Origin of the sequence: Paenibacillus paridis (assembly GCF_006345825.1) — a bacterium.
In the GTDB taxonomy this organism is placed as follows: Bacteria; Bacillota; Bacilli; order Paenibacillales; family Paenibacillaceae; genus Pristimantibacillus; species Pristimantibacillus paridis.
On record NZ_VCIX01000091.1, the window covers coordinates 423,636 to 447,552 of the forward strand.

General features: G+C 46.5%; 15 protein-coding genes and 1 riboswitch. Of the genes, 14 read left to right on the plus strand and 1 reads right to left on the minus strand.

The window, feature by feature from the left end:
* Positions 1 to 429 precede the first annotated feature (429 nt).
* From FJQ58_RS21970 to FJQ58_RS22010, 9 genes are all read left to right on the plus strand, one after another.
* Positions 430 to 2,979 (plus strand): S-layer homology domain-containing protein, encoded by a 2,550-nt coding sequence (locus tag FJQ58_RS21970; RefSeq protein ID WP_139996944.1) that lies wholly within the window; start codon positions 430 to 432, stop codon positions 2,977 to 2,979.
* A 209-nt stretch (positions 2,980 to 3,188) separates the two neighbouring features.
* Complete coding sequence (locus FJQ58_RS21975; RefSeq protein WP_139996945.1) at positions 3,189 to 5,279, plus strand: hypothetical protein; 2,091 nt, start codon at positions 3,189 to 3,191, stop codon at positions 5,277 to 5,279.
* Between the two features lie 78 nt (positions 5,280 to 5,357).
* Complete coding sequence (locus FJQ58_RS21980; RefSeq protein WP_139996946.1) at positions 5,358 to 5,855, plus strand: hypothetical protein; 498 nt, start codon at positions 5,358 to 5,360, stop codon at positions 5,853 to 5,855.
* A 113-nt stretch (positions 5,856 to 5,968) separates the two neighbouring features.
* The gene (locus FJQ58_RS21985; protein ID WP_139996947.1) at positions 5,969 to 6,247 is read left to right on the plus strand and encodes an alpha/beta-type small acid-soluble spore protein; all 279 of its coding nucleotides are present in this window, start codon (positions 5,969 to 5,971) and stop codon (positions 6,245 to 6,247) included.
* 159 nt (positions 6,248 to 6,406) lie between these two features.
* Positions 6,407 to 7,621, plus strand: a complete 1,215-nt coding sequence (gene metK / locus FJQ58_RS21990) for a methionine adenosyltransferase (RefSeq protein ID WP_139996948.1) — start codon at positions 6,407 to 6,409, stop codon at positions 7,619 to 7,621.
* Between the two features lie 185 nt (positions 7,622 to 7,806).
* The gene (locus tag FJQ58_RS21995; protein WP_139996949.1) at positions 7,807 to 12,189 is read left to right on the plus strand and encodes an Ig-like domain-containing protein; all 4,383 of its coding nucleotides are present in this window, start codon (positions 7,807 to 7,809) and stop codon (positions 12,187 to 12,189) included.
* A gap of 197 nt (positions 12,190 to 12,386) precedes the next feature.
* Positions 12,387 to 15,095 (plus strand): stalk domain-containing protein, encoded by a 2,709-nt coding sequence (locus FJQ58_RS22000; protein WP_139996950.1) that lies wholly within the window; start codon positions 12,387 to 12,389, stop codon positions 15,093 to 15,095.
* A 76-nt stretch (positions 15,096 to 15,171) separates the two neighbouring features.
* Entirely contained in the window at positions 15,172 to 16,332 is a 1,161-nt protein-coding gene (locus FJQ58_RS22005) for a sensor histidine kinase (RefSeq protein ID WP_139996951.1), read from the plus strand.
* 7 nt (positions 16,333 to 16,339) lie between these two features.
* Positions 16,340 to 17,068: a response regulator gene (locus tag FJQ58_RS22010; RefSeq protein WP_139997030.1), complete on the plus strand. Its 729-nt coding sequence runs from the start codon at positions 16,340 to 16,342 to the stop codon at positions 17,066 to 17,068.
* Positions 17,069 to 17,271: 203 nt separating this feature from the next.
* On the opposite strand, the gene FJQ58_RS22015 is transcribed toward FJQ58_RS22010, so the two are convergent.
* On the minus strand, positions 17,272 to 18,981 hold the full coding sequence (locus FJQ58_RS22015) for a SpaA isopeptide-forming pilin-related protein (RefSeq protein WP_139996952.1): 1,710 nt from the start codon (positions 18,979 to 18,981) through the stop codon (positions 17,272 to 17,274).
* A gap of 31 nt (positions 18,982 to 19,012) precedes the next feature.
* A riboswitch (cyclic di-GMP riboswitch) is annotated at positions 19,013 to 19,097 on the minus strand.
* A gap of 249 nt (positions 19,098 to 19,346) precedes the next feature.
* On the opposite strand from FJQ58_RS22015, the gene FJQ58_RS22020 reads away from it, so the two are divergent.
* The 5 genes from FJQ58_RS22020 to flgM all read left to right on the plus strand — a co-directional run bounded on the left by FJQ58_RS22020 (position 19,347) and on the right by flgM (position 23,908).
* Positions 19,347 to 19,808 (plus strand): hypothetical protein, encoded by a 462-nt coding sequence (locus tag FJQ58_RS22020; RefSeq protein ID WP_139996953.1) that lies wholly within the window; start codon positions 19,347 to 19,349, stop codon positions 19,806 to 19,808.
* A 184-nt stretch (positions 19,809 to 19,992) separates the two neighbouring features.
* Positions 19,993 to 22,101 (plus strand): ATP-dependent helicase ComFA, encoded by a 2,109-nt coding sequence (locus FJQ58_RS22025; RefSeq protein ID WP_139996954.1) that lies wholly within the window; start codon positions 19,993 to 19,995, stop codon positions 22,099 to 22,101.
* Positions 22,098 to 22,988, plus strand: coding sequence for a ComF family protein (locus FJQ58_RS22030; RefSeq protein ID WP_139996955.1), 891 nt, complete (start codon positions 22,098 to 22,100; stop codon positions 22,986 to 22,988). The genes FJQ58_RS22025 and FJQ58_RS22030 overlap by 4 nt, the downstream gene beginning before the upstream one ends.
* A 113-nt stretch (positions 22,989 to 23,101) precedes the next feature.
* Positions 23,102 to 23,518, plus strand: coding sequence for a TIGR03826 family flagellar region protein (locus FJQ58_RS22035; RefSeq protein ID WP_139996956.1), 417 nt, complete (start codon positions 23,102 to 23,104; stop codon positions 23,516 to 23,518).
* 111 nt (positions 23,519 to 23,629) lie between these two features.
* Positions 23,630 to 23,908, plus strand: coding sequence for a flagellar biosynthesis anti-sigma factor FlgM (gene flgM, locus FJQ58_RS22040; protein ID WP_139996957.1), 279 nt, complete (start codon positions 23,630 to 23,632; stop codon positions 23,906 to 23,908).
* Positions 23,909 to 23,917 lie beyond the last annotated feature (9 nt).

The following is a 23,917-nucleotide window of genomic DNA, read 5'->3' on the forward strand; positions in this document are numbered from 1 at the left end:
TATCCATGGAAAATGTTTTGCATCGACGCTTTCTATGAAAACAAGCTATACTTACAAAGTATCCAAGTACAAGCGCGCGTGAGGCGAGTCGGTGTCACTAACTGACAACGAAAAAAACTTTAAAAGTTTTTTTCGAAACATCGCAACTTTTCATTGTAACGTGCGTTTAAATACATAGCGTGGTTACATACGCCCTGGATTGATACGCAGGACCTACACTTGCTGGAAAGAAATTGGAATGAATTCTCAACTTCCTCTTTACGGTACGACCTGCCCATTGTATAATGTTATAGTGGTGCAGCGACTCTAGCATTTTTCTACTCATTTTTACAAGTTTCTACGACATGATCTTACAAATGGGTTTATCATGATTGTAGACATCATTTATATCAAATCTATGCTCAACTCTGGAAAGGGGGTGAATCGGCTATGAGGGAAAAGAGCAATTCACTATTTAAACAAAACTCTCAACAACCGCACGTATTTAGAGGAGGAGAAATAAAGGTTATGAAGAAAAAAATAGCAGCATTCGTATTAGCCGCAGCGCTAGTACTTCCAACATCTCTAACAGCTTTCGCAGCAACACCATCGGATGTAGTTGGCAAACCAATTCAATCCGCTGTAGAAGAGCTTACAGCTCTTGGCGTTATTGCAGGATATGAAGATGGTACATTCAAACCTGAAAACACAATTACTCGCGCTGAGCTAGCAAAAATCATCGTTATCGGTTCCGGTAACGAAGGCGCTGCTAACTTGATGCAAACAGTTAAACCAACATTTAAAGATGTTAAAGCAAATGTTTGGTACACTGGTTACATCAATGCAGCTGCTACTAAAGGCTTCATCCAAGGTTACAACGGCAACTTCCGCCCAAGCGACCCTGTTAAATTTGAAGAAGTTGTAGCGGTATTGGTTCGTTCCCTTGGTTACCAAGAGAAGAAATTGTCAGGCGTATGGCCTTATAACGTTCTATTGAAAGCACAAGATATCAATTTGTTCGACGGTGTTGATCTGAATGTTGGCGGCCAAGCACTTCGCGGTGTTGTAGCACAACTAACTTCTAACACACTTAACGCTAAACTGGCTTCGTACAATGTTGATGGCAACGAAGTACTTTCCAGCAGCACATTGATTTCGAAATTGGGTAACACATCTTCAGCTGAACTTCTTGCAGCTTCACTTTCCGACGGTAAAGTTAAACTTCGTTGGACTGAGAAAAACACTGCAGGCGTTGATGAAGTGAAAACTCAATCCATTGCTACTGCTACTAATTTCATCGTTACTGGCGGCAAAACACTAGTTGATTTGCTTGGTCACAACGTAACAGTTGTTAAGAACAAAGCTGGTCAAGTTCTTGCAATTACTGATTCTCAAGATTCTGCTGCTACTTTGACAGGTACTTTGGAAGCTGGCCAAGTTGCTGGTTCCGTTAAAATCAAAGTTGGAACAGAAGTTAAAACTAAAACTACTGCAACTAACGCAGTTTACTTCGTAAACGGTGAAGAAGTTGCAATCTCCAATGCAAGCACAGGCGACAGCGTAACATTGTACTTGGTTAATGATCAAGTTCGTGTTGCAACTGCTGAAAAATGGTCCATCAAGGACGCTCTTGTAACTTCGGTTGAAGAGAAAAATGCTTACCGTGATGCTCGTGTTAACACGAACCAAATCAGCGCATTCATTAACGATGCTACATCCGTAACTATCGATGGTAAAGCGGCTAAAGTTGCTGACCTGAAAAAAGACGATGTAATCAGCGCTGTTTCAAAATCCGGTAGCGTAGCGGTTAAAGTTGCTGTAGTTCGTAACACTGCTACGGGTAAACTTGAGCTTGTAGGTAGCTCAAACGGAACTCCTAAATACACAATTGGTGGTAAAGTATACGAAGCAACTTCAAATGCTGTAGCTGCTGATATTAACACTTTGATCGCTGCTAACATTGGTAAAGAGTTTACTCTTCTACTTAACGCAGACGGCAAAATCGTTAAAGCAACTGCTCCAGAAGCGGCTGTTAACAAACCATACGTTGTAATTCTTGAAGCTAAAACAGCTCAAGTTCTTGAAAATGAAGCAATCGTTGCAAAAACAAAAGTAACTTATTTCGATATTAAAGCTAACAAAAACGAAGTGAAGTACACTGATGCTGCACTTGCGAATTTCCCTGAAAACAGCTTGGTTGAGTTGGTATTCACTGATTCCAAACTTACTGGCGCTACTGCTAAAGTAAACGTAGCAGGTGCAGGCCGTAATGTTGCTAAAGTGTCTTCTACTCAAATCGACCTTGATAACCCAACAACAACTTACCTAATTGATTCCAACACTGTTGTAATCGATGCTACTAAACTTGGTGCGGCTAACCTTGATGACCGTAAATTGTCTGTAGGTACACTTGCTCAAGTAACAAAAGCGGATCTAGTATATGTAAGCACTAATGGTGCTACTGCTGATTACATCGTATTGAAAACTGATACTGATGCAAACGCAGAAACTGGCGCAGCAATCTACGGCTTGTTCGTATCTGCTGACAAACAAAGTGCTACAACAACTACTTCAACTTACAGTGTTACATTGAACGTAGCTGGTCAAGAAGTTAAAACTGAAGTTACTGACACAGCTTACAACGCTGTTGTTGGTACTGCTAAAAACACTATCGTTGAATTGACTGATACTCCTAACTCCAGCAAATTGTATGATGTTGCTGCAGTAGTAGGTACTAGCCTAACTTCAGTATCTATTTCTAACACTCAAACTGCTAACACATTTGGTAGCAGCAACGGTGACTACATCATCTCTGGAAAAACTGCTGTTTATGTAATTTCCGCAGATGGTAACACAATCTATGTAGGTAACTACACAGATGTTAAAGAACAAAACGGTGCAGTACCTAACGCTTCAGTTTCTAGCGTAACTGTAGCTGGAACTGGCAGCAACATTGCTGGCTTCAAAGAAGCTGCTGTAATCGTTGTTAAAAGAAAATAGTAATCATGCTTGCATGATGGAAAAAGGCTGAGGGCTAGTTCCTCAGCCTTTTTTTTGTTCATACATAGTTCATAAACAAAAGTTATAGTATTAGGAATAGCAATATCCAATTCACTTTGAAAGGAGATATGTAAATAAATTTTGTGTGAATCGAAACTTCTTGCTGACAGTTTGCGTCTAGATAGGTATACCAAAAGATACGGAGTGAAATGAAAATGCAAATGGGTTTTAGAAGAGTGCCTATCTTATTATCGTTAATCCTTACATTAGCGTTACTAGTAAGCTCTATTCCTGTTCCGAAAACTGTCGCAGCTGCAGCCGATGTTTTTAAGAAGGTTAGTATTACTAAGGCTTCTTACATACAATTAACGGATGCGAATTTAATTCCTAGCGCAAGTGGTGCCACTGCTAGTTTTACTTTTTCCATTTATAACGGTGACAGTAGTGCTATTAATTTAGTTGATTATTGGGCACGAATGAAAACGACAGGTGGAACGAAATACACTTTGTCTTTACTCGACGCAGATAAGAAGAAAAAAGTTCTTCCTAAAACAACAACCACTTTAACTTATTATAGTGAAGTAGGATCGAAAGTGACGTTGGATCAGTTAATAGTAAACTTTATTAAATTTGATTTCAGCGTGTCTGGTTATGAGAGAACGATAGGACAGTTTACCTTTCCAAAAGGGTACTCGAATTTCGTGAAATCAGGCGGATATAAGGGAGTAATGGCAAATAACTCGTTAGTTAATATTCGAGTTGATCAAATTAATGTAACCAAGTCTGCTAAAAACTACAATTTCAACTTAACTTATGTCGCACGAAATACTGGGAAGTTTGGCGTTGCTTTACCTCAATACAATTATTATGCACAAACAGCTAAAGGATTATATAAGCTATCCTTAAGAAACAAATCAGACGAAACGTTAACGCTAGAGCCCTCTGTACTTAATGCAGTACAACTTACAGGATCTATCCCATTATCAGTTGCAACAACTGGTTGGAGGCTAATTGTAACGAATAATGTCGGTGCAGAAACGAATAAAGTTGAACTGCCAGTTGCAACCTTTGATATTCCATTTAAAGTGACGACCACAACATCAACATCAACTAAAACAGCTTTTACGAATGATAATGGTACTTATGAAGTAGAGTTGGGTGCAGTACAAAGACTACCCTGGAATAATAGTGATAATGTTATTGCAGAATTAGTTGTGAGAAATAATGGTTCAGTCTATTTACCTTTGCCTGATTTAACAGGAACACTTATCGTAGATGATAATATTAAACTGGAAGGCAAAGCGATTAAAAAAGTTGGTGACATCGGATTAGCGCCAGGCGCCTCAACAACGATTAGTTATGTGGGATCTATCCCATATAATTATACTTGGAAAAAATTCAAAATTAGTTTATCTCAGAAGGCTGGAGAAACGGTGACGGAGATCGGTGAACTTACCCGATCAACGATTGTGCCTGTTAAGAAAGTAGAGCTAGGTGCAGTATTTGTTCAGCAAAATAATGGAGCTCCTTATCAAGCACTTATAACTGACGTGAAAACATATAGTGGCGAGAAAACAGATATGTACGCTGTATATGTTGAAATGACTAATAAGCAAAAGAGAATTGCCTCTCTTCCATTATTAGCTGGTTATTTTAAGACAAATGACGGCAATCTATATGAGGCCAAATTTACGAGAGCAACCAATACGATTAAGTCTGAGAGCAAGGAGCAGCTTATCGTTTGGACAGAACTGCCACAAAATGTTGATCGATCAGATATTCAGCTTTTAATAGGCGAAGCGTTTGACGATAATGGACTTCTTCAAGGTACTGCAACAGCCAAAGGATTCTTGCGTGCTGCGCAATTTGTATTGCCCGAAGAGAGAGCAACTAGTACGAGCTTCAAGGACCTTAAGGTTGGACCATATACTGTAGATATGAATTATTTTAATGTCTGGTTAAATGGATCGAAACTAGGCATCAAAATTGGTGCTGATGTTAAAAAGGATTTAAATTATGATGGCTATACTCAATCTAAATTTATTTATGAGCTCGAGTACGAAGCGACAAAGCAAGTCATATATTCTCAAGTTGTAGACCTCGAAGCGAAAGCTGAAAATAGCTTGAAATGGAAGCTTGGAGTTAATTACAGCGATTTATCTAAAGAAATGGGAGACACTTTACTTTGGGAAAATTATCAATTGAATGTTTATGAAGAGTTTAATGGTAATCGCAAAAAGCTAGCTTCAATGCCAATTACGTTCTCACCTGTTACGAACTGGCTTGACGGCTTACACTAATAATTGAAGAAAAACTGGTTTCTCCTACTTAAATCTAGTATCTTTATAGGAGATGCTAGATTGAGAGGAGACTACGTAGTGAAACAAAAGGTTTTACGCGGAATAGCTGCAGTTGTGTTGATTGGAGCCGGCGTTTGGGTCGGCGTAAACTTTGCTTCGCCGCTTGAGGCGGAATCGAATGCGCTGACTCCGGGCTCTGTAGAAGATCCAGTTGTAACGAAAAGTTATGTGGACGAGCAGCTTGCGAAATTAGGCGGTGGCTCGCCAGGAGGCGGTACAACGCCTACTACGCCTGTTGCCGATGCTTCATTGGAAGTAGTTAATGTACCTGTTGGCAAGACGCTAATGGCTGGTCAAGGCACCGAGGTTATCGTTCGTGTGGGCAAGGCCATTGCTTATAGCTCGGATGCAAGCGGAATTGCGGATCTTACAGGAGGAACGGATTTGGTTAAAGGCAAAGCGATTCCTACGAATCACCTGCTCTTGTTTCCAAGAGAAGGCCGAGGGATATTGCCGGATCCTAATCAAAAAAATGGCCTCACTGTACTTGTTAAAGGAAGCTATACCTTGCAATAATTTGGTTGGACAACCTACATTTTACCCGCAATGACAATAGATTATACGCTTCAAAATTGATGACGTGATGCACAATAGAAATGTGCTTTACATTCATTTGGAGGTGTCATATCATGAGTCGTTCGAATAAGGTAGTAGTGCCAACAAGCAAAGCTGCTCTAGATGCATTAAAGTATGAAATCGCAGCAGAATTCGGTTTGACTTCAGGAGCCTATGCAGGCACTGGAGAGGACACGGAGTTTGCTGGTGAATTAGGGGCGTCTTCTGGCGCTGGTGGCGGACAAAGCGTACATTGGTCTGCTCTCTCCACAAGGCAAGCAGGCTCTGTGGGCGGAGAGATTACAAGAAGGCTCATTGCCCAAGCCCAATCGGTACTTGGAAGCTACCAATAATTGCTGGAAATACCGGCGTCCATTGACACAAAGCGACATTTTCGGTATCATACTGTTTTAGAAGAGTTGTCAAACAACCTTTTCCTACGGGAAAAGGTTCATTTTTTGTGTAGAATGTCCGCACTTATTTCATACTATGGTTGTAGGAGGTTGATACGGATGTCGGTTAAAGGACGCCACTTGTTTACATCAGAGTCAGTAACTGAAGGCCATCCGGATAAGATCTGTGATCAAATATCCGATGCTGTCTTAGATGCATTCCTAGAAGCAGACCCTTATGCGCGTGTCGCTTGTGAGGTTTCTGTCGCAACAGGTCTTGTTTTGGTTATTGGTGAAATTAGCAGCCGCGCAGATTATGTTGATATTTCAGCTATCGCGCGCCGCACAATCAAGGAAATCGGCTATACGCGCGCTAAATTTGGCTTTGATTCCAGCACTTGCGCAGTATTGACATCGCTTAATGAGCAGTCTGCTGATATCGCCCAAGGCGTTAACGCAGCGCTTGAGACTCGTGATGGCAAAGATATGAAGCAAGAAAACGAAGATATCGGTGCAGGTGACCAAGGCCTTATGTTCGGTTTTGCAACGAACGAAACTCCTGAGCTTATGCCGCTTCCAATCGCGCTTTCACACCGCATCGCTCGTCGTTTGTCTGAAGTTCGTAAGAACGAGACACTTGCATACCTTCGTCCAGATGGTAAAACGCAAGTTACGATTGAATATGCCGATGGCAAGCCAGTACGTGTAGATACGATCGTTGTATCCACGCAGCATGCAGAAGAAATTACGTTGGAGCAAATTCAACAGGATATTCTAGAGCATGTTATTAAACCGGTTGTTCCGGTTGAATGGCTTGATGCAGAAACAAAATATTTCATTAACCCAACTGGCCGTTTTGTCATTGGCGGACCACAAGGCGATGCAGGTCTTACTGGCCGTAAAATCATCGTTGATACGTACGGCGGCTATGCTCGTCATGGCGGCGGCGCATTCTCAGGCAAGGATCCTACGAAGGTTGACCGTTCAGCGGCTTACGCGGCTCGTTACGTAGCTAAGAACATCGTTGCTGCAGGCCTTGCTGACAAATGCGAAATCCAATTGGCTTACGCGATTGGCGTTGCTCAACCGGTTTCCATCAATGTGGATACTTACGGTACAGGAAGAATCGGAGAAGACAAACTTGTTGATTTGATCACAAGCAACTTCGACCTTCGTCCTGCGGGCATTATCAAAATGCTTGATCTTCGTCGTCCGATTTACAGACAAACAGCTGCATATGGTCATTTCGGCCGTACAGATGTTGATCTTCCTTGGGAACGCGTTGACAAAGCTGACAAACTTAAAGCAGACGCTGGCGTAATTAGCGGAGTTTAATTTTTCAGCTGGCATGCTGTTCTAACAATAAATATATCTAAAAGCCGTAAACCAAGAAGCTGTGTTTCTTGGTTTACGGCTTTTTTGTTTGCCATTCAACACAAAAAAGGGGAATAACCTAAATTTTTCATATCAACTAACCGACAAATAAGGTACGAGTGTAATTTTTTGAGGAGTGAATTGAAATGAATCGAACCAGCAAGCTATCTACCCTTATCGCTGTCATGCTGTTGCTTCAAATAAGCCTGGCAGGCTGGTCTTCGGACCTCCAGCAGGTTGCAGCCGCACCTGCCGGTCCAGTGGTGCTTAGCTTAAGCCCAGCGGATGATTTAACAAATGTTTCGATAACCGCAGATCTCAAAATGACTTTTGATGAGAATGTCACGAAAGGGTCCAATTCAACATCGGTATCCATTTATGATTACGGAACTAGTAATCTGGTTGAAACGATTCCTATGTCATCGAGCCGAATCTCGATTGACGCAACGCAGCGAATCGTAACCATCGACCCTGTTAATAATTTTGCATTAAATACGAATTATTATGTAATGGTAGATGCAGGCGCTTTTTTAAACGTATCTAATGGCGCAGGCTACAGCGGCATTACGAGTGCCAGCAGCTGGAACTTTCGTACTGTTGCTGAAGTAGACGTAACAAGACCTTCCCACACAAGTTTAATACCAACTAGTGGTTCCATTCCAGTTACATCCGCCATTGTTATCACCTTTGACGAAACGGTATATGTTGCAAGCGGCAGCATCCAACTTAGCTCAACTGAGGATAATAGAAGTATTGCCGTTACCTCGAATGCGGTAAGAGGGAGTGGCACGAACCAAATTGTCATTCAGCCGCCGGCTGCCCTTCAGCCTAAGACCTTATATAACGTTACGATTCCAGGAACAGCCTTCCAGGACGCAGCTGGTAATCTTTATGTAGGCACAACTTGGAGCTTTACAACCAATGCGGCACCTGTTAATGTGGCTGCACCGTTTGCTCCAGCAGATAATGCGACCTCGGTTCCGGTCAACTCGACTCTCGGAATTACGTTTGATCAAAACGTTCAGGCCCGTCCTGATAAATTTATTGAAATACGTCGTATTAGCAATAACACAACATTTGAGCGTTTTAGCGCTCAGTCTTCCCGTGTCGTCGTTAATAAGAATCAGGTACAGATCTCTCCAAGCTCTTATTTGGAAGCGAACACGGGTTATTACGTGTTGATTGATGCAGGTGCGTTTACGCAACCTGATCCAAATGGAAGTCAATGGTATCATGGAATTGCTGGCGCTTCGATCTGGAATTTCAGTACAGACCCGGGTTATGAAACGACTCCACCTGCAGCGACAGTGGTATCGCCTGTGGCAGGAGGTTCGATTACAACATTAAATTCTTTGCTGCAAATTACCTTTAACGAGCCTGTTTTTCCGAGTAGCGGAGTTATTGAAATTAGAGATGCAGCGAACGGATCATTGTTCCGTTCCATCCCGGTGACTTCTGAGCGTGTAACAGGTGGAGGAACATACCAACTAACAATAGACGCGAATAAGGCTATTAATGGAGAAGTAGAGAAAGCATTTGTCAATAACACGAAATATTATATTACGATAGGTAACAGGGCGATTCGAGATGCGGCAGGAAACTATTACGCAGGAATCTCGGCAACTACTGCGTGGTCCTTTACAGTGTCTCAGGATACCGTTAGGCCAACACTTGTGCTACTAAATCCGTTGAATAATGCGGTTTCTGTCAGCCTTACCCAGTCATTTACTGCAGTGTTCAGCGAAACCATCAAGAAGGGCGATACGGGGGCCATTACCTTCCATCCTTATGGGGACAATAATCTCCAACCGATCCCGGCTAATTATTATGTTGATGGAACTCATAATAATATGTTGGTCATCACGCCTACACGGGCATTCGAAGCCAATACGGGCTACTATGTCACGATTGATGCGAGTGCGGTTACGGATCTCGCCGGCAATACATTCGCTGGAATTTTGAATGAATATCAATGGACTTTCCGTACGTTCGGCTCCGATACGACGGCACCGGTTGTCAGTAAGCTGGAGTGGAGCGGCTCGACGATTACGATGACATACAACGAAGATTTGAACATTTATGCGGTTCCTTCTATGGGCAGCTTTTATGTGACGGTCAATGGCGCTCCGCGAGCAGTGACAGGTGTCCAAATTAAAGGTGAGGCCGTTATTCTGACATTGGCAAGCCCTATCGTAGCAGGCCAAGTAGTGAAGCTTTCATATTCCAAAGCAGCTATAGGCCTTATACAGGATACCTCAGGCAATCAAGCGATAAGTATTGCTAATCAGGATGTTGCAGGGGCCAAAGACGTTTCAGCACCAACCATCGTAAGCGGCAGTGCTTCAGGCAGTGCAATTACATTGTCATTCAACAAGGATTTAATGACGGTTAACAGTTATGCATACTTACAGTTCTCCGTAAGCGTTGGAGGTGTTAGTTACAGCACGACATCGATTTCCAGCAACGGAGGCAATATTTTGCTTACGATTAACGGCTCGATTCAAAATTATTCGAATGTTAATGTAACCTATACGCCTAGCTCATATCCAATAAGGGATACAGCAGGCAATTATCTGGCAGGGTTCAGCAACTACAGTATATACAGCGTGCCTGACACGGCTATGCCAGCGCTTCAGTCGGTCAGTGTGAGCAGCAACATCGTTACGCTGAAATATAATAAAATCCTGAACTCGCAAAGCGTGCCTTCGGTTAGTCAATTTAGCGTTTTAGTGGATAATATGGCACGATCAGTTCTTCAGGTAAGGATTTCCGGCGATTCGGTTTTATTGACCTTAGCATCAGCCGTGACTACGGGACAAAACGCTTCCGTATCCTATTTGGCTTCGATGTCGTTAATTACTGATCTTGCAGGAAACGCAGCCCCGTCATTTAATAACGTAAGCACAGGCGGCGGAGGCAGCGGCGGCCTGAACGGAACGATTTATAGTGTCATTGCTAAAGGTTCTACGTTGACCTTAACCTTTGCCGAAACGTTGAACAGCGGCTATGTGCCGTCTACGAGTCAGTTTACGGTTACGGGGAACAGCTCCGTTAAAACGATCTCGCGAGTGGATATGAGCGGTTCGTCCGTTATTTTGACGATGGCATCACCATTCGCTGTTGGCGAATCAGTGGCCGTCACTTATTATTCCAGCACTTCTGGTCTCAGAACGAACAGTGGTACGACGATTAACAGCTTTACGAACATAAGCGCAGCGAATCAAACCACCTTAATTGATGGATTGTCAGGCGATTATGAATCATCTGCTGGCGGCGGCGTCGGACTGAAAACATCGGCAGCAACGACGATGATGGATATTTCGCCAGCTGGCAATCAAGCAACCCGATATACCGTATCTGGTGAAAAGGTGCTGACAGCGTTCCAGACGGCCCGTGCCGCGGGTCTCACCGTGCCGCGTGTGGCATTCCAGGTACCGGAATCGGAACGCGCAGCGATCGTTGCCGTTGCTATAAGTACGTTGGATACCGCCTATCGCTTAAGTCCCAATTCCGTATTCGCTGTCCAGTATGGCGACGTGACCTACGAGCTCCAACTGAACTCGGCAGATTTCACGAAAATTAATTCACTGCTTGGCGGAAACAGTTCAACCGGACAGCTTCTCATTCGAATCGATCAGGGCTTGTCTACATTAACCGGAAATATCAGCTCGAAAATAAACAGCTCGAATACCAGTCTGCTAGCAGGACCTTATCACTTCGACGTGACCGCAGTAAATGGCAACGTCCAAAAGGAAGTAACGGACTTTAACGGCTACGTATCAAGGACGCTGCAAACGTATCAGACGGTGGACAGCAGCAAAACGGCAGTCGTATGGTTTGATCCGGCAACGGGCGGGCTTTCTTATGTGCCAACAGAACTCTCGACTAGCGGTGGGAAGACAAGCGTTACGTTCAAGCGCAAAGGCAACAGCGCATACGCCCTTGTATCCAATTCTTCCAGCTTCACCGACCTTTCCAAGCATTGGGCGGCAAGCTCGATTTATATAATGTCGAGAAAATTTATCGTGGAAGGTCGGACGGCATCTTTATTTGAGCCGAATAAATCGATTACGCGCGGTGAGTTTGCCACCTATATTGCAAAGGGGCTCGGTCTAAGCGCGGATAAGGCTTCTGCCGCTAAGTTCAAAGATGTGAATACGAATACAGCGATGGGTGCCTATATAGGCGCTGCGTCCGCGGCTGGAATCGTCGCAGGCAATACGGATGGCACTTTTAAGCCGAATAATCCGATCACACGGCAAGAGATGGCTGCGATGATGATCCGGGCTGCCAAGGTAGCAGGACTTACCGTTGATCTTCCGCAATCAGCCGCTTCTTACCTTCAAAAGTATACAGACCGTGGCAAGGTGGGTTCTTGGGCTCAGACAGATGTGGCGAAATCAGTATATATCGGAGTGATCAGCGGGAAAACGGCAACTACGTTGAGCCCGCAAACGAATGCGACTCGCGCAGAAGGAACCGTCATGCTAATGCGATTGCTGCAGAAGGTTAAGTTCTTAACACCATAATTAACTAACTAAGGGGCTCAACATGCGATCAGGCATGTTGAGCCCTTTGTTATTTCAAGAAGGAAAAAAGTGAGATTAACATAGGGGATATCTATCAGGCTACAAAAAACGATAGCACTCTTTTATCGGACGGAACTTTTCTACCACTCTTGTAGTCTATAACTATTAGATTATGAGATGGGAGAGTTGCTAAACTCATGGGTAAGGTTCACAAAATCATCGGTAGGCAGACGGAGAGCTTGGGGAAACGGGTCATCATTGTTGTATTAGGCGGAGCTTTGCTAGCGCAGCCGCTTGCTTCGGTACTGCCCGGCAATTGGAAGACGTCAGTTATTGAATCCACAGAGGCAGCAGCCAGTGATCCTGTATTAAAGCTGTCCCAGCAATCGTTCGTAACCGCAGGAGCTAAACGGCTGGATTACGTCTTTCATACCACACGAGGCAGCTCAAAGGTGCAAACCGATGTGCATGTCATCGAAATTGATCTAACCAATCCCTACGTATCGCTAAATGCGATGAGCGGAAAAAATAATAGCATTGGACAAGTCAACACCATACTCAATATGGCAAAGGAAAATGGAGCAGTAGCAGCCATCAATGCAGACATTTTTGTGATGGGTAACGAAGGAGCGCCGATGGGCGCGCAGGTGACTGCTGGAACGTTTATGTCAAGCCCATCAAAGCTGACGGGCATGTACGCATTCTCGGTATCGAAGGATCGCAAGCCGATGATCGATGCGTATAATTTTGAAGGTAAGGTTACCGCAGCGGATGGCTCTACTTTTCCACTGGAAGGCCTTAATCAATCGGCTTACGTTCCGGAAACGACGGGTACGGCGTTCAGCCATGTAAATATGATGTATATCTATACAAGTGCCTGGGGCGGGGCTGAGCGTCCGAAGAACTCAGGGTCGACTCCGACTGAGGTGCTGGTTCGCAATGGCGTTATCGAGGAGATTTCGATCGACAAAGCGATTGCCGGTCAGGCACCAACGGATGGTTATATCCTGAGAACACATGGCCTTGCGGCAACGTATGTGAAGGAGCATTTGCAAATCGGCCAAGCGATTACGGCAAACTATTCGCTTGTTTCTCAGACAACAGGAGCAAAAGCAGACCCAACCTCCTTTGAAATGATGGCAGGCGGCCATACGCTGTTGGTAAATGCAGGAGCTGCGACAGCTTTCTCGCGGGACGTTACGGGAGTCAGCGGCTCCTCCTACACCTCCCGTTCGGGTATCGGTTATTCCAAAGACGGAACGAAAGTGTATCTCATTACAAGTGAGCGGAGTGGCAGCAACACCGGTGTAAGCTTAAAGGAGCTTCAACAAATCATGGTACAGCTTAGCATACATAAAGGAGTGAACCTCGATGGCGGCGGATCGACTACAATGGTTGAGCGGCCACTAGGCAGTAATTTGCTGCAGCTTTCCCATTCTACGCAGTATGGCACCACGCAGCGGAGCGTCGCTAATGGAATCGGCGTGTTCACTTCTGCTCCGAAAGGAACGCTTAAAGGCATCTCCGTAAGCGGAGCTAAGTCGCTTGTGATCGGACAGAAAACGGCCTATGCCCTAACAGGCTACGACAACTATTACAACCCTTATGAGGTGGATAATGCAGGCGCGGCATGGAGTGCCGATAAAGCAGTAGGAACGTTCAAAGGAAACGAATTCACGGCGACAAAGGCAGGGAAAACAACGATAACGGTGAAGTCCGGCGCCGTTACGACGAAGCAAGAGGTGGAGGTCGTCGGACAAGACCAAATTGCTTCATTAACGATCGATACTGCAGCGGGAGTATTGGCTAAGGGAGCCACGGTTTCTGTTCCGCTTACTCTTAAGCTGAAGAACGGCAGTACCCATAAGCTTAGCGGCGACTCTGTAAAATGGGAATTTGTTGGCTTTAACGCAGCAGTGAGCGGCGACACGCTAACCGTACAATCGGTGACGGCTGGCGCGACGACGGGTTATGCGATCGCTCGCTACGATGGCTATCCGGTGATGATTCCATTTACACAGGGCGAAGCAGTAAGCACATTTGAGGATTTTGAGAAATCCACGTATCCGATCACCTCGCAGGTGACGCCAGCCGAAACCGCAGGCAGCGTAAAGCTGGTGTCTGACTTACCGGGACAGACAACGGCCAAAGCTTTGAAAATAGAGTATGATTTTACAAACGGTACGGGAACCAAAGCGTCATACGCCGTGTTTAACACATCTGGCCGAACAATTGAAGGCTCGCCCACCTCAATGACTGTTGATCTTTACAGCGATAACAGCTTAAATTGGGTGCGTGCAGAATTTATTGATGCGGATGGCAAAGCCCATTTGCTTGATTTGGCCAAGCAGCTCGATTGGAACGGCTGGAAAAACGTGAAGTTAAACCTTTCATCCCAAGGCATGAAATTCCCGGTTAAGCTGAAACGCGTCTATGTCGTGACAATCGCCGAAGGCCAAGACGAGCGGGCAGCTTCTGGTTCAATCGGACTAGATAATATGAAGCTTCAATACCCGCCTACGGTTACGGTTGATTCAAACGCAAAGGTTGAAATGACGGTTGGCAGCACGGCGGCATCGATAAGCGGAAAAGCGCTTAAGCTGGATGCGGCTCCGCTCGTACTGGCAGGTACGACGTATGTGCCCGTTCGTTTCGTCTCGGATGCTATGGGCTCCAAGCTGCTGTTTGATGGAAACACGGGTCAAATTACGGTATTGCGCGGCAACAAGCTGCTCGCGATGACTATAGGTAAAAAGGATCTGATTCTGAATGGCGTGCGTCAGTCTTCAGACATAGTACCGATTGTACGCAACAATCGTACTTTAATCCCAGTCCGTTTATTCTCGGAGAAACTAGGGCTTAAAGTGGCCTATGACGGCAAGACCAAAAAGATTACCATCGATTAACGATGGACGAAATCGTTCCAATCTGTGGTATGATAGAGTAGATTAACCTTTAATAAAGAAAGGTTGCCGATCTATTGTGGACCACCTTACTGTAGATATAAATAGAGTGATTAAAAATGCAATCGAAGTAATGGAAGACAGTAATTACCAGATTTATGAAATATGTGAATCGGCGCGCACGGAGCTGGAGTCGCTTGAGCAGGAGCTTGAGATTGTGCTTCAGGAAACGGTCAAGACGATTGAAAAAGTCGATCAGCTTGAGCAGGATTATCGCCGTGCGCGTATCCGATTGACGGAGGTAAGTCGCGATTTTGTGCGATACAAGGAAGATGACATTAAATCGGCCTATGAGAAGGCAACGCAAATTCAGCTGGATCTAATGGTTTACCGTGAGAAAGAGTCCTATTTAAAGGCGCGCAGGGACGATTTGCAAAAACGCGTTCGGAATGTAGAGAACTCCATTGAGCGTGCTGAAACCATTGCTTCGCAAATTAATGTGGTGCTCGAGTATTTGGCAGGTGACCTGAATCAGGTTACGAGGATATTGGAATCGGCCAAAACCAGGCAGCTGCTGGGCTTGAAAATTATTTTGGCCCAAGAGGAAGAGCGCAAACGGATCGCCAGAGAAATACATGACGGTCCCGCGCAATCCCTTGCGAATATCGTTCTTCGCACAGAAATTGCAGAACGTATGCTTATCAAGCAGGAATTTGTGATGGTACAGGAAGAATTAGTAGATTTGAAAGGACAGGTTCGCTCCGGACTAGAGGAAATCCGCAAAATTATTTTCAATTTGCGTCCAATGGCGCTGGATGATTTGGGTCTTGTTCCGACCCTGCGCAAGTTTACGCAGGACTTTGAGGAAAAAACGAAAATACATACCGTATTCGAGCTGATTGGCAAAGAAGCCCGAATGCCCTCAGCAATGGAAGCGGCGATTTACCGCTTGGTCCAGGAAGCCTTTACCAATGCCCTAAAGCATGCGAGTGCTTCTCATGTATTGCTCGAAATTAACTATCAGCCGAGTCAAATTTCACTTATTATTCAGGACAACGGCATTGGATTTCACAGCGAGTTAATCGAGCAGGAATCTACCCGGAACGCACATTTTGGTTTGGTCGGGATGAGAGAACGTATCGAGCTGATAGAGGGAAGGATGGATATAGACTCAAATCCCGGTAGAGGGACGAAAATTATGATAGATATACCTACTACTGCCGAATCTAGAAAGGAGTAAGATGATGATGATCCAGAAACCTGCAAGCAATGTGAATACAATCAAAATTTTACTTGCGGATGACCACCAGCTATTTCGCGAAGGACTCAAACGGATTCTGAATATGGAAGACGATCTTGAAGTCATCGGCGAATGCGGAGACGGCATTCAAGTGATGGAATTTTGCAATCATACGATTCCAGAAATCGTTTTGATGGATATTAATATGCCGATCGAGAACGGCGTCGTAACGACAGAGCGTCTGAAGAGCTTATTTCCTGATGTGAAGGTTATCATTTTATCTATTCATGACGATGAGAGCTACGTGTTCGAGACGCTTCGCAAAGGGGCCACCGGCTACTTGCTGAAGGATATGGAAGCGGAGTCGCTGATCAACGCGATTCGTTCAGTTGTTCAAGGCCATGCCTATATCCATCCGAAAGTGACGGGCAAGCTGATCAATCAGCTGCGCCGGATGACTTACCTTGATGAGATGGGAATTGTATCAGGAGCTGCAGCCGCTCAAGAGCCAGGCGTTAAGTTTGTAGCTGGTGATGAAAGCCCGCTGACTCGCCGCGAGGCAGAGGTGCTAAGGCTGATGGCTGAAGGCAAAAGCAATAAGCTTATCGGAGAGTTTTTGTTTATTAGCGAAAAAACGGTTAAAAACCATGTCAGCAGCATTTTGCAAAAAATGGAAGTCGATGATCGCACGCAGGCTGTTATTCAGTCGATTAAATATGGTTGGGTGACATTGTAAAGCATTTTCGCCAAAAGCACTTAAGCAATGAACGCAACATAAAGCGTATTTGAGAGTTGTAGGATACATATTACAAAAATCCCGTATCGGTTGATACGGGATTTTTTGTACGTCATCAGAGCTAAAGCGGCAGGTGCCAAAACAAAATCCGAAGCTGCAGTCGCAGCTTCGGAGAGGATAGAAGTTTATTCGGCTAAATGGCCTTACCTTTGTTTTCTTTGCTTACGCAGCGTGAGGAATCCGGCTGATATGGCAAAGGCACCGAGAAGATAGTAAGTAATTGGACTGGTATCTCCTGTTTTAGGCAGTGTTGCCAGTGGAACCTGGTCATCCTCAGAGTCAATAACGGTATCGATTTCATCATCGGTTCCAGCATTGACGCCGCCGATCGGAGTATCTTCATCGTCGATTTCAACAATTGTTGTTGGCTCAGCCGATGGAGGATCGGAAGGCGGAGCCGTCGGCGATGCTACAGGCGTAGCGGTGGTCGTTGGTGTTGGTGATGAAGTAACTGGTGGCGTAGATGGTGGTGTTGTGCCTGGTGTGTTGTTAGGCGTTGAAGTAGGCGTATTCTCTGGTGTAGGTGTAGCAGATGGCGGTGCTGTAGGCGTAGTCTCAGGTGACGGTGACGGAGTAGCAGATGGCGGAACCGTAGGAGTAGTCTCAGGTGATGGTGATGGTGAAGCAGATGGCGGTACTGTAGGTGTAGTCTCAGGTGAAGGTGATGGTGAAGTAGATGGCGGAACCGTAGGCGTAATCTCTGGTGTAGGTGAAGGAGTAGCAGATGGTGTAGTTGTAGGTGTAGGCGTTGGGCAAGCCTCTCCCTCGCTTACTAGAGTAAGCTCCTTCGCATTGCTCCNTGTAGTTGTAGGTGTAGGCGTTGGGCAAGCCTCTCCCTCGCTTACTAGAGTAAGCTCCTTCGCATTGCTCCAGTATACATTCAAGGTGTTGGAACCTGGAACAGCATTTGTTGTAATGGTGACGGAGGCTTTCGCAGGTATGCTGCCTGCGCCTATTTGGGTGGTATTCGGAATTTGCCAAGTATACGGAACGTCAATGTTGCTTTCGTTGCTTACAATCCAAGTTCGAGCTATATTCGGATCTGCAGAGCAAGCGTTAGCTAGTTTTAGCTTAGGCGTGTTAATCACGATTTTGAGTGCGGATGAATCCACTGTAACTGGTATCCGTTCCTCTACGTTTAAGTCGGTAGTGAAGCCGTCTAGAGTGAGCTCCTTCAGCGTATAAGTACCAATAGGAAGATTATTAAATTGCAAAACGCCATTGCTTCCCGTAACTCCGCTTTGGACGAACTTGCCGTCTTTCCAAAGTTCAAAGGTAATGCCTGCATGCGGCGCGCCTTCTACATTGTTTAAATGTTTGTTAATTACTATGTTACCTGTGCAGGTATTCTGAAGCTTCAGCTTCCATGCTTTAATCTTATCCCCATGTGCGCCAGTGCCTAGGTTAATGAGCAGCAATCCGCTGTAAATATCCAATTGATAAGGAAGGCACTTGGGAATATTAATGGTGACGGTATGGGTTCCGGCCTTTGAATAAACAATAGACTGACCGTCAAAATGAGTTTGCTTGTTATAAGGGATGGTTAGATCATTAGGGCCGGCGATCCAATCGGGTGCGGCTTCATAGGAAGAGAAGCTGACTCTTACGCAGTCTTGTGTGGTTTGAAAGGTTGCTGTTGCGGTACCGTCGCCATTGACTACGATATTGGAATGGTTTGCAATAACAAAATCGCGGTTGGAAGAGTACTCGGGACAGCTGTTTTCTATGGGAGGTTCGGTACCGGCAGATCCGCCGGTATTTAAAGCTTCTGCTGTGGCGAGAGATCCGAGCGCCAATGAAAACAATAATAGAAATGCCAAGCTTAATGAAATCCGCTTTTTAAAATCACGCATGATACACTCTCCTCTTAGATTAGGTGTGTGGTTCTAAGAGGGCCGGTTACACTACTCGCTCCATATAATCCAAGTGTCCAAATTGCAGATTATATATCATCGCTTCCCTAGCTGTTCAAGATGTTTGATGTCCACCTTCTCCCCGTCCTATCTGCTCGCAAACGTACGGATTGCAAGGATGTAGTAAGATGATAACATATATTGTAAATTGCTCAAGGGTGTTTCTTTGTCGTAATTTGACTATTAATTTTAAATCTATGCGGGCATTCCCGAGTGTATTCTGCACATTTTGTCGTCTTGTCCACGGATAGCGTAACCGATGGGCTCTTTGCGGCATATAGTGTCACAAAGAGGAGGTGGCCGCTATGTTTGAGCTTCTGATTTTAGTCATCGGCTGCTATGTTCTGGCTGCATTGTCGGTGCATCTGGCTTATCGCATCTGGCGGAAAAAACAGCAAAGCAGCAAGCATTATGTGTTGATTGCCAACGTTAGCCATAAAAATATCGAATGGCATGCACGCTCGTTGTTTTCTTTTTCGAAGCGGATGGGCCGGAATGTTCGTTTAACCATCTTGGATCGGGGAGTCACGGAGGAAACGCGCGCGATCGTTGAACGCCTGGCGAGGGGCGGCAGAGAGGTCAATGTACATCAAGAGGAGCTAATACCGGAGGCGACGAAGAAGGATGGTAAGCGCTCTCACACAGCAGAGGTAGACGGGACGCAGCTGCTGTGGATGCTTCAGGCTGAAGGCATTGTGTCGCAGGCAGACCATGCGGTGCTCGTTGATTTGCAAAATCCAACGGATTTGTCGAAGATGCCATTTTAAGATATAATTTTGGTAATTCAATATTCAGGGTGAGGCACACTCCATAACGCAGGCTGCGTTGTTGGGTGTGTCTTTTTTGTTTGGGATCGAACCAAAAAAGTGTCACCCTCGCTGTCCTTCGCGGTTATGGCAAGAGCTCCAATTAACATGCTGGTGTTGAAATGCTGAAGGGGAGTGAGCGTACATGAAGGCTCAAGTGTATATCGTGGAGTTGGGCGGGGAATGGGAAGCTCGGCTGACGATTAATTCGGAGGTAGACAAGCATTACTGGCTAGTAGGGAGCTACGGGCATTATGGAAATTTGAATGGCAAGCTTGCCGGTACCGGTTGGTTGATGAAAGAGGAGCTCCCGCTTGGCGATGCCTGTCGCGTTGTTGAGCTTTGGGGCACGGCTAGCAAGAGGAGTAGGGAGAACGAACAAGGCAGCAGACCTGCTTATGCTGGAGACAAAGGTCTACTCCAAGCCATTAGGCTGTTGCTGGCTTGCTCCGAGGAAGCTAGACGAGAGGCGGCTAACGTTGTCGAAACCACTAACCAAAGGTGGTGGCAGCGAAGTGGGCCGCGCTTGCGTGAATTGGAGACGAGTAAGGAGAGCTTGCTGTCGTTAGGCGAATTGTGGTTGACTCAGGGGCATAAGGCTAGAGGCGGGAGTAGGAGAGAGGATCAGTTGGCAGGTCATATGCCAGGAGGGATGAGGGCAAATCGAGAGGAAGCGGGAGACCAGCAGTTCGATAGAGGGCTTGAGGAGCTTGCGGCATGGACGCTGCTTGCCGCAGATGTGATGCAGGGACGTGCGCTATTGCGAAGCGAGGCGCACGCCCTGCTCCTCAGGGCGGCCGGTCCCGGCGCCGCGGCAGGCTGGAGCGGAGTGCTCCAGCTGGCCGCGCTGCTCGGGCGGGTCCGCCTTGGCGGATCGGTCGCCGCCGGTGCTGGCGGGCGACCGGACGCTTGGAGGCGCCGCAGGCGCGAGCGCAGGTGCCAGCGCTGCGGGAGCGGTGAGGCGCTGCTGCACCGCACGGCATGTGCCGCGTGCGGGCGGGAGTGCGCCTATTGTACGGCGTGCATTGGGATGGGGCGGAGCCGGGAGTGCGAGCTGCTCGTGACCGGGCAGCGCAGCTTGCAAGTAGAGAGCCGTCCGCCGGTGCTTCAGTCTTCAGTAGAGCAGCGTCTAGTCAAATGGGGGCTTAGCCCAGCGCAGAGCGCTGCGGCGGCGAAGGCACTAAACTTTGTGGAAGAACAGGCTCCGAAACCCGTGCAAACCAACTGGGATGAGGCTTCAGTAGCAAGGGATTTTCTGCTATGGGCGGTTACGGGAGCGGGAAAGACGGAAATGATATTTCCGCTGGTGGAATCGGTGCTGCTCCGGGGCGGAAGGGCGCTCATTGCTACGCCGCGCCGCGATGTTGTCATTGAGTTGGACCCGCGGATCCGAAAAGCTTTTCCAGATGCTTCAGTCGTTACCCTTTACGGCGGCAGCGAACAGCGCTGGGAGAGCGGGGATATTACGCTTGCTACCACTCATCAACTGCTTCGTTTTTACCGAGGCTTCGATTTGGTTATCGTAGATGAGCTCGACGCTTTTCCTTTTGTGGGAGACAAAATTCTTCATTACGCAGCGGACAAGAGCTGCGCACCCGGGGCTGCAAGGCTGTTGCTGTCTGCCACGCCGCCAAGCGAGCTGCAGCGCGCGGCGCGGCGCGGCAAGCTCCAGCATGCGAGGGTACCGGTGCGGTATCATCGCCATCCGCTGCCCGTTCCGAAGTTATATCAAACGCCGACGGTTTTGCAAATGCTTCAGCAGCGGAAGTTGCCTGTCAAGCTGCAGGCGGCGATGCTGGGGTCCCTGAAACGCGGTGCCCAGCTGTTCGTTTTTGTGCAGAAAATTGCCCAGACCGAGCCAATGGCGGCTATGCTGCGCAATCGATTACAGCACTCTTTTGTAGAGGCAACATCTTCGCAGGATGCAGAGCGTACGGACAAGGTGAAACGGTTTCGATCACGCGAAATCAGGGTGCTAGTTACGACGACAATTCTAGAAAGAGGCGTCACCATTCCGAAGAGCGATGTCTATATCCTCGACGCAGATGGCGGTTTATTTGACGAGGCCTCCTTAGTCCAAATGGCAGGTAGAGCGGGGCGCTCAGCGGATGATCCGTTCGGACAGGTGTATTTTTGCAGCCGAGAGCGCAACCGCGCACAGCTCTCAGCCGTGCGACACATCCAAACAATGAACCGCATGGCTCGCAAGCAGGGCTTCCTGCTCCCCACAAGCAAAGGAGGCTCGGCCAAATGAAGGCCTCGCCTCTCAGCTGGCTCCAGCGCCTTCCGGCCGCATTCGCCACAGCCGCGCAGCTGCTCGCTCCACGATCAGCGGTTTGCCTGCTATGCGGCAAACCGCATGATTCGGCCCGCAGCGCGGCCACTGCGGGCCAAGCGAAGCTGACTTTCCAGCTTCGGCAGTCCCTTTGTGGAGCGTGCCTCTCCGCAATCCCCTGGCTTACCCGCATCGCGTGCAGTCGCTGCGGGCGAGGCATCCCTTGCGATGACTGCATTCGCAGTCCGCAGCGTACGTTCGTATGCAACCGCAGCGCGGTTCGCTATAACCCAGCTATGAAGGCGATGCTCGCTCTTTATAAATATCGTGGAAACGAGCAATTAGCGCCGTTGCTAGGCGATATGCTGTTTCCGGTTTTTGAAGCTATGACCGCTGAATTGCCCCTAGAAGTTAGTACCGCGGCAAAAAGAAAAGCTGCCATGAGAAACCCCGCCGACTACTGGGATGCCATCACGTATGTGCCAGTAAGCACAGAGCGGGCAAGAGAGCGGGGTTTTAATCAAGCGGAGCAGCTGGCGAGCCACTTGGCTGCGCATTACCGTCTGCCTCTTGTACATGTGCTGCTGCGGGCCAGACACTCCGAGAAGCAAAGCTTCAAGTCGCGCTCGGAGAGAATGCGGGATACGAAAGCTCTTTTTAGCTTCAATGAGGTGGGGCTTAATACGATTCGAATATTGTCTTCCGCTTCTTCGGAAAAGTCGCATAAAGTTAGCGAATTCATAAGAATCCTGCTAATTGACGATATATATACAACAGGAAGCACGGCAGAGGCTTGCGCCCAGGTATTAAAACAACAAGCACAAGCTCCTCTGGAGATCTATGTATTAACATGGGCTCGCTCCTAACGCATTGATGATGTAGAAGATGTTTAGATAGATAGGTAGTGAAAAAGTTAACACTATCGATTAGAATGGAAATAACAGATTATTAGATTGAACGAAAAAGGGGGCTCAGCGCGATGAATTTAGACAATTGTCCTCGCTGCGGAAAGCTATTTGCCAAAAATTTTAGAGATGTGTGTCCTACATGTATACGTGACATTGATAAAGAGTACGAGCTTTGCGCAAACTACTTACGTGAATTCAAGGGTTCGATTATTACTGAGGTTTCTGATGCTACCGGCGTATCTATCAAGCAGATTACTAAATTCATCCGCGAAGGCCGGATTTCCATTATGAACGCTCCTAATATGTCTTATCCTTGTGAATCCTGTGGCTCGCTCATCCGCGAGCACAACCTTTGCGATAACTGCCGTCATCGTATTGAGAAGGATAAGAAACACATGTTTGATGATTTAGCAAGAAAAGAGCAGCTAAGAGGTTTCGATAAAGCAACTGGCGTATACAAAGGACTCGAAAGATACAAGGATAAATAATTGATTTCTTGCTAATATTCTATTGACTATAAAAAATCACTTGACTGAAGCCGATAATACTTGTAAAGGTAATCGGCTTTTTTAGTTCTTGTAAATAATGAGGTGGATAAAATGAAAATAAATGAGACGAATCAGATAAACAGGTTAAATTCTTACCAGAAGCAAAATGAAGCGCGCGTCAGCGGAACGAGCAAGGCTCGTCAGAAGGACGAGGTCCAAATATCCGCAGCCGCCAAAGAAATGCTTACAACGAGTCAAATGACTAGTGCGGAGAGAACTCAGCAAATCGAGCAGCTTAAAAGCTCGGTAGCATCGGGTACCTATCATGTAGAAGCTGGCAAGATTGCCGAGAAGCTTCTTCCGTATCTTAAAAACAACCAATCGGAATAGGAACGGGTG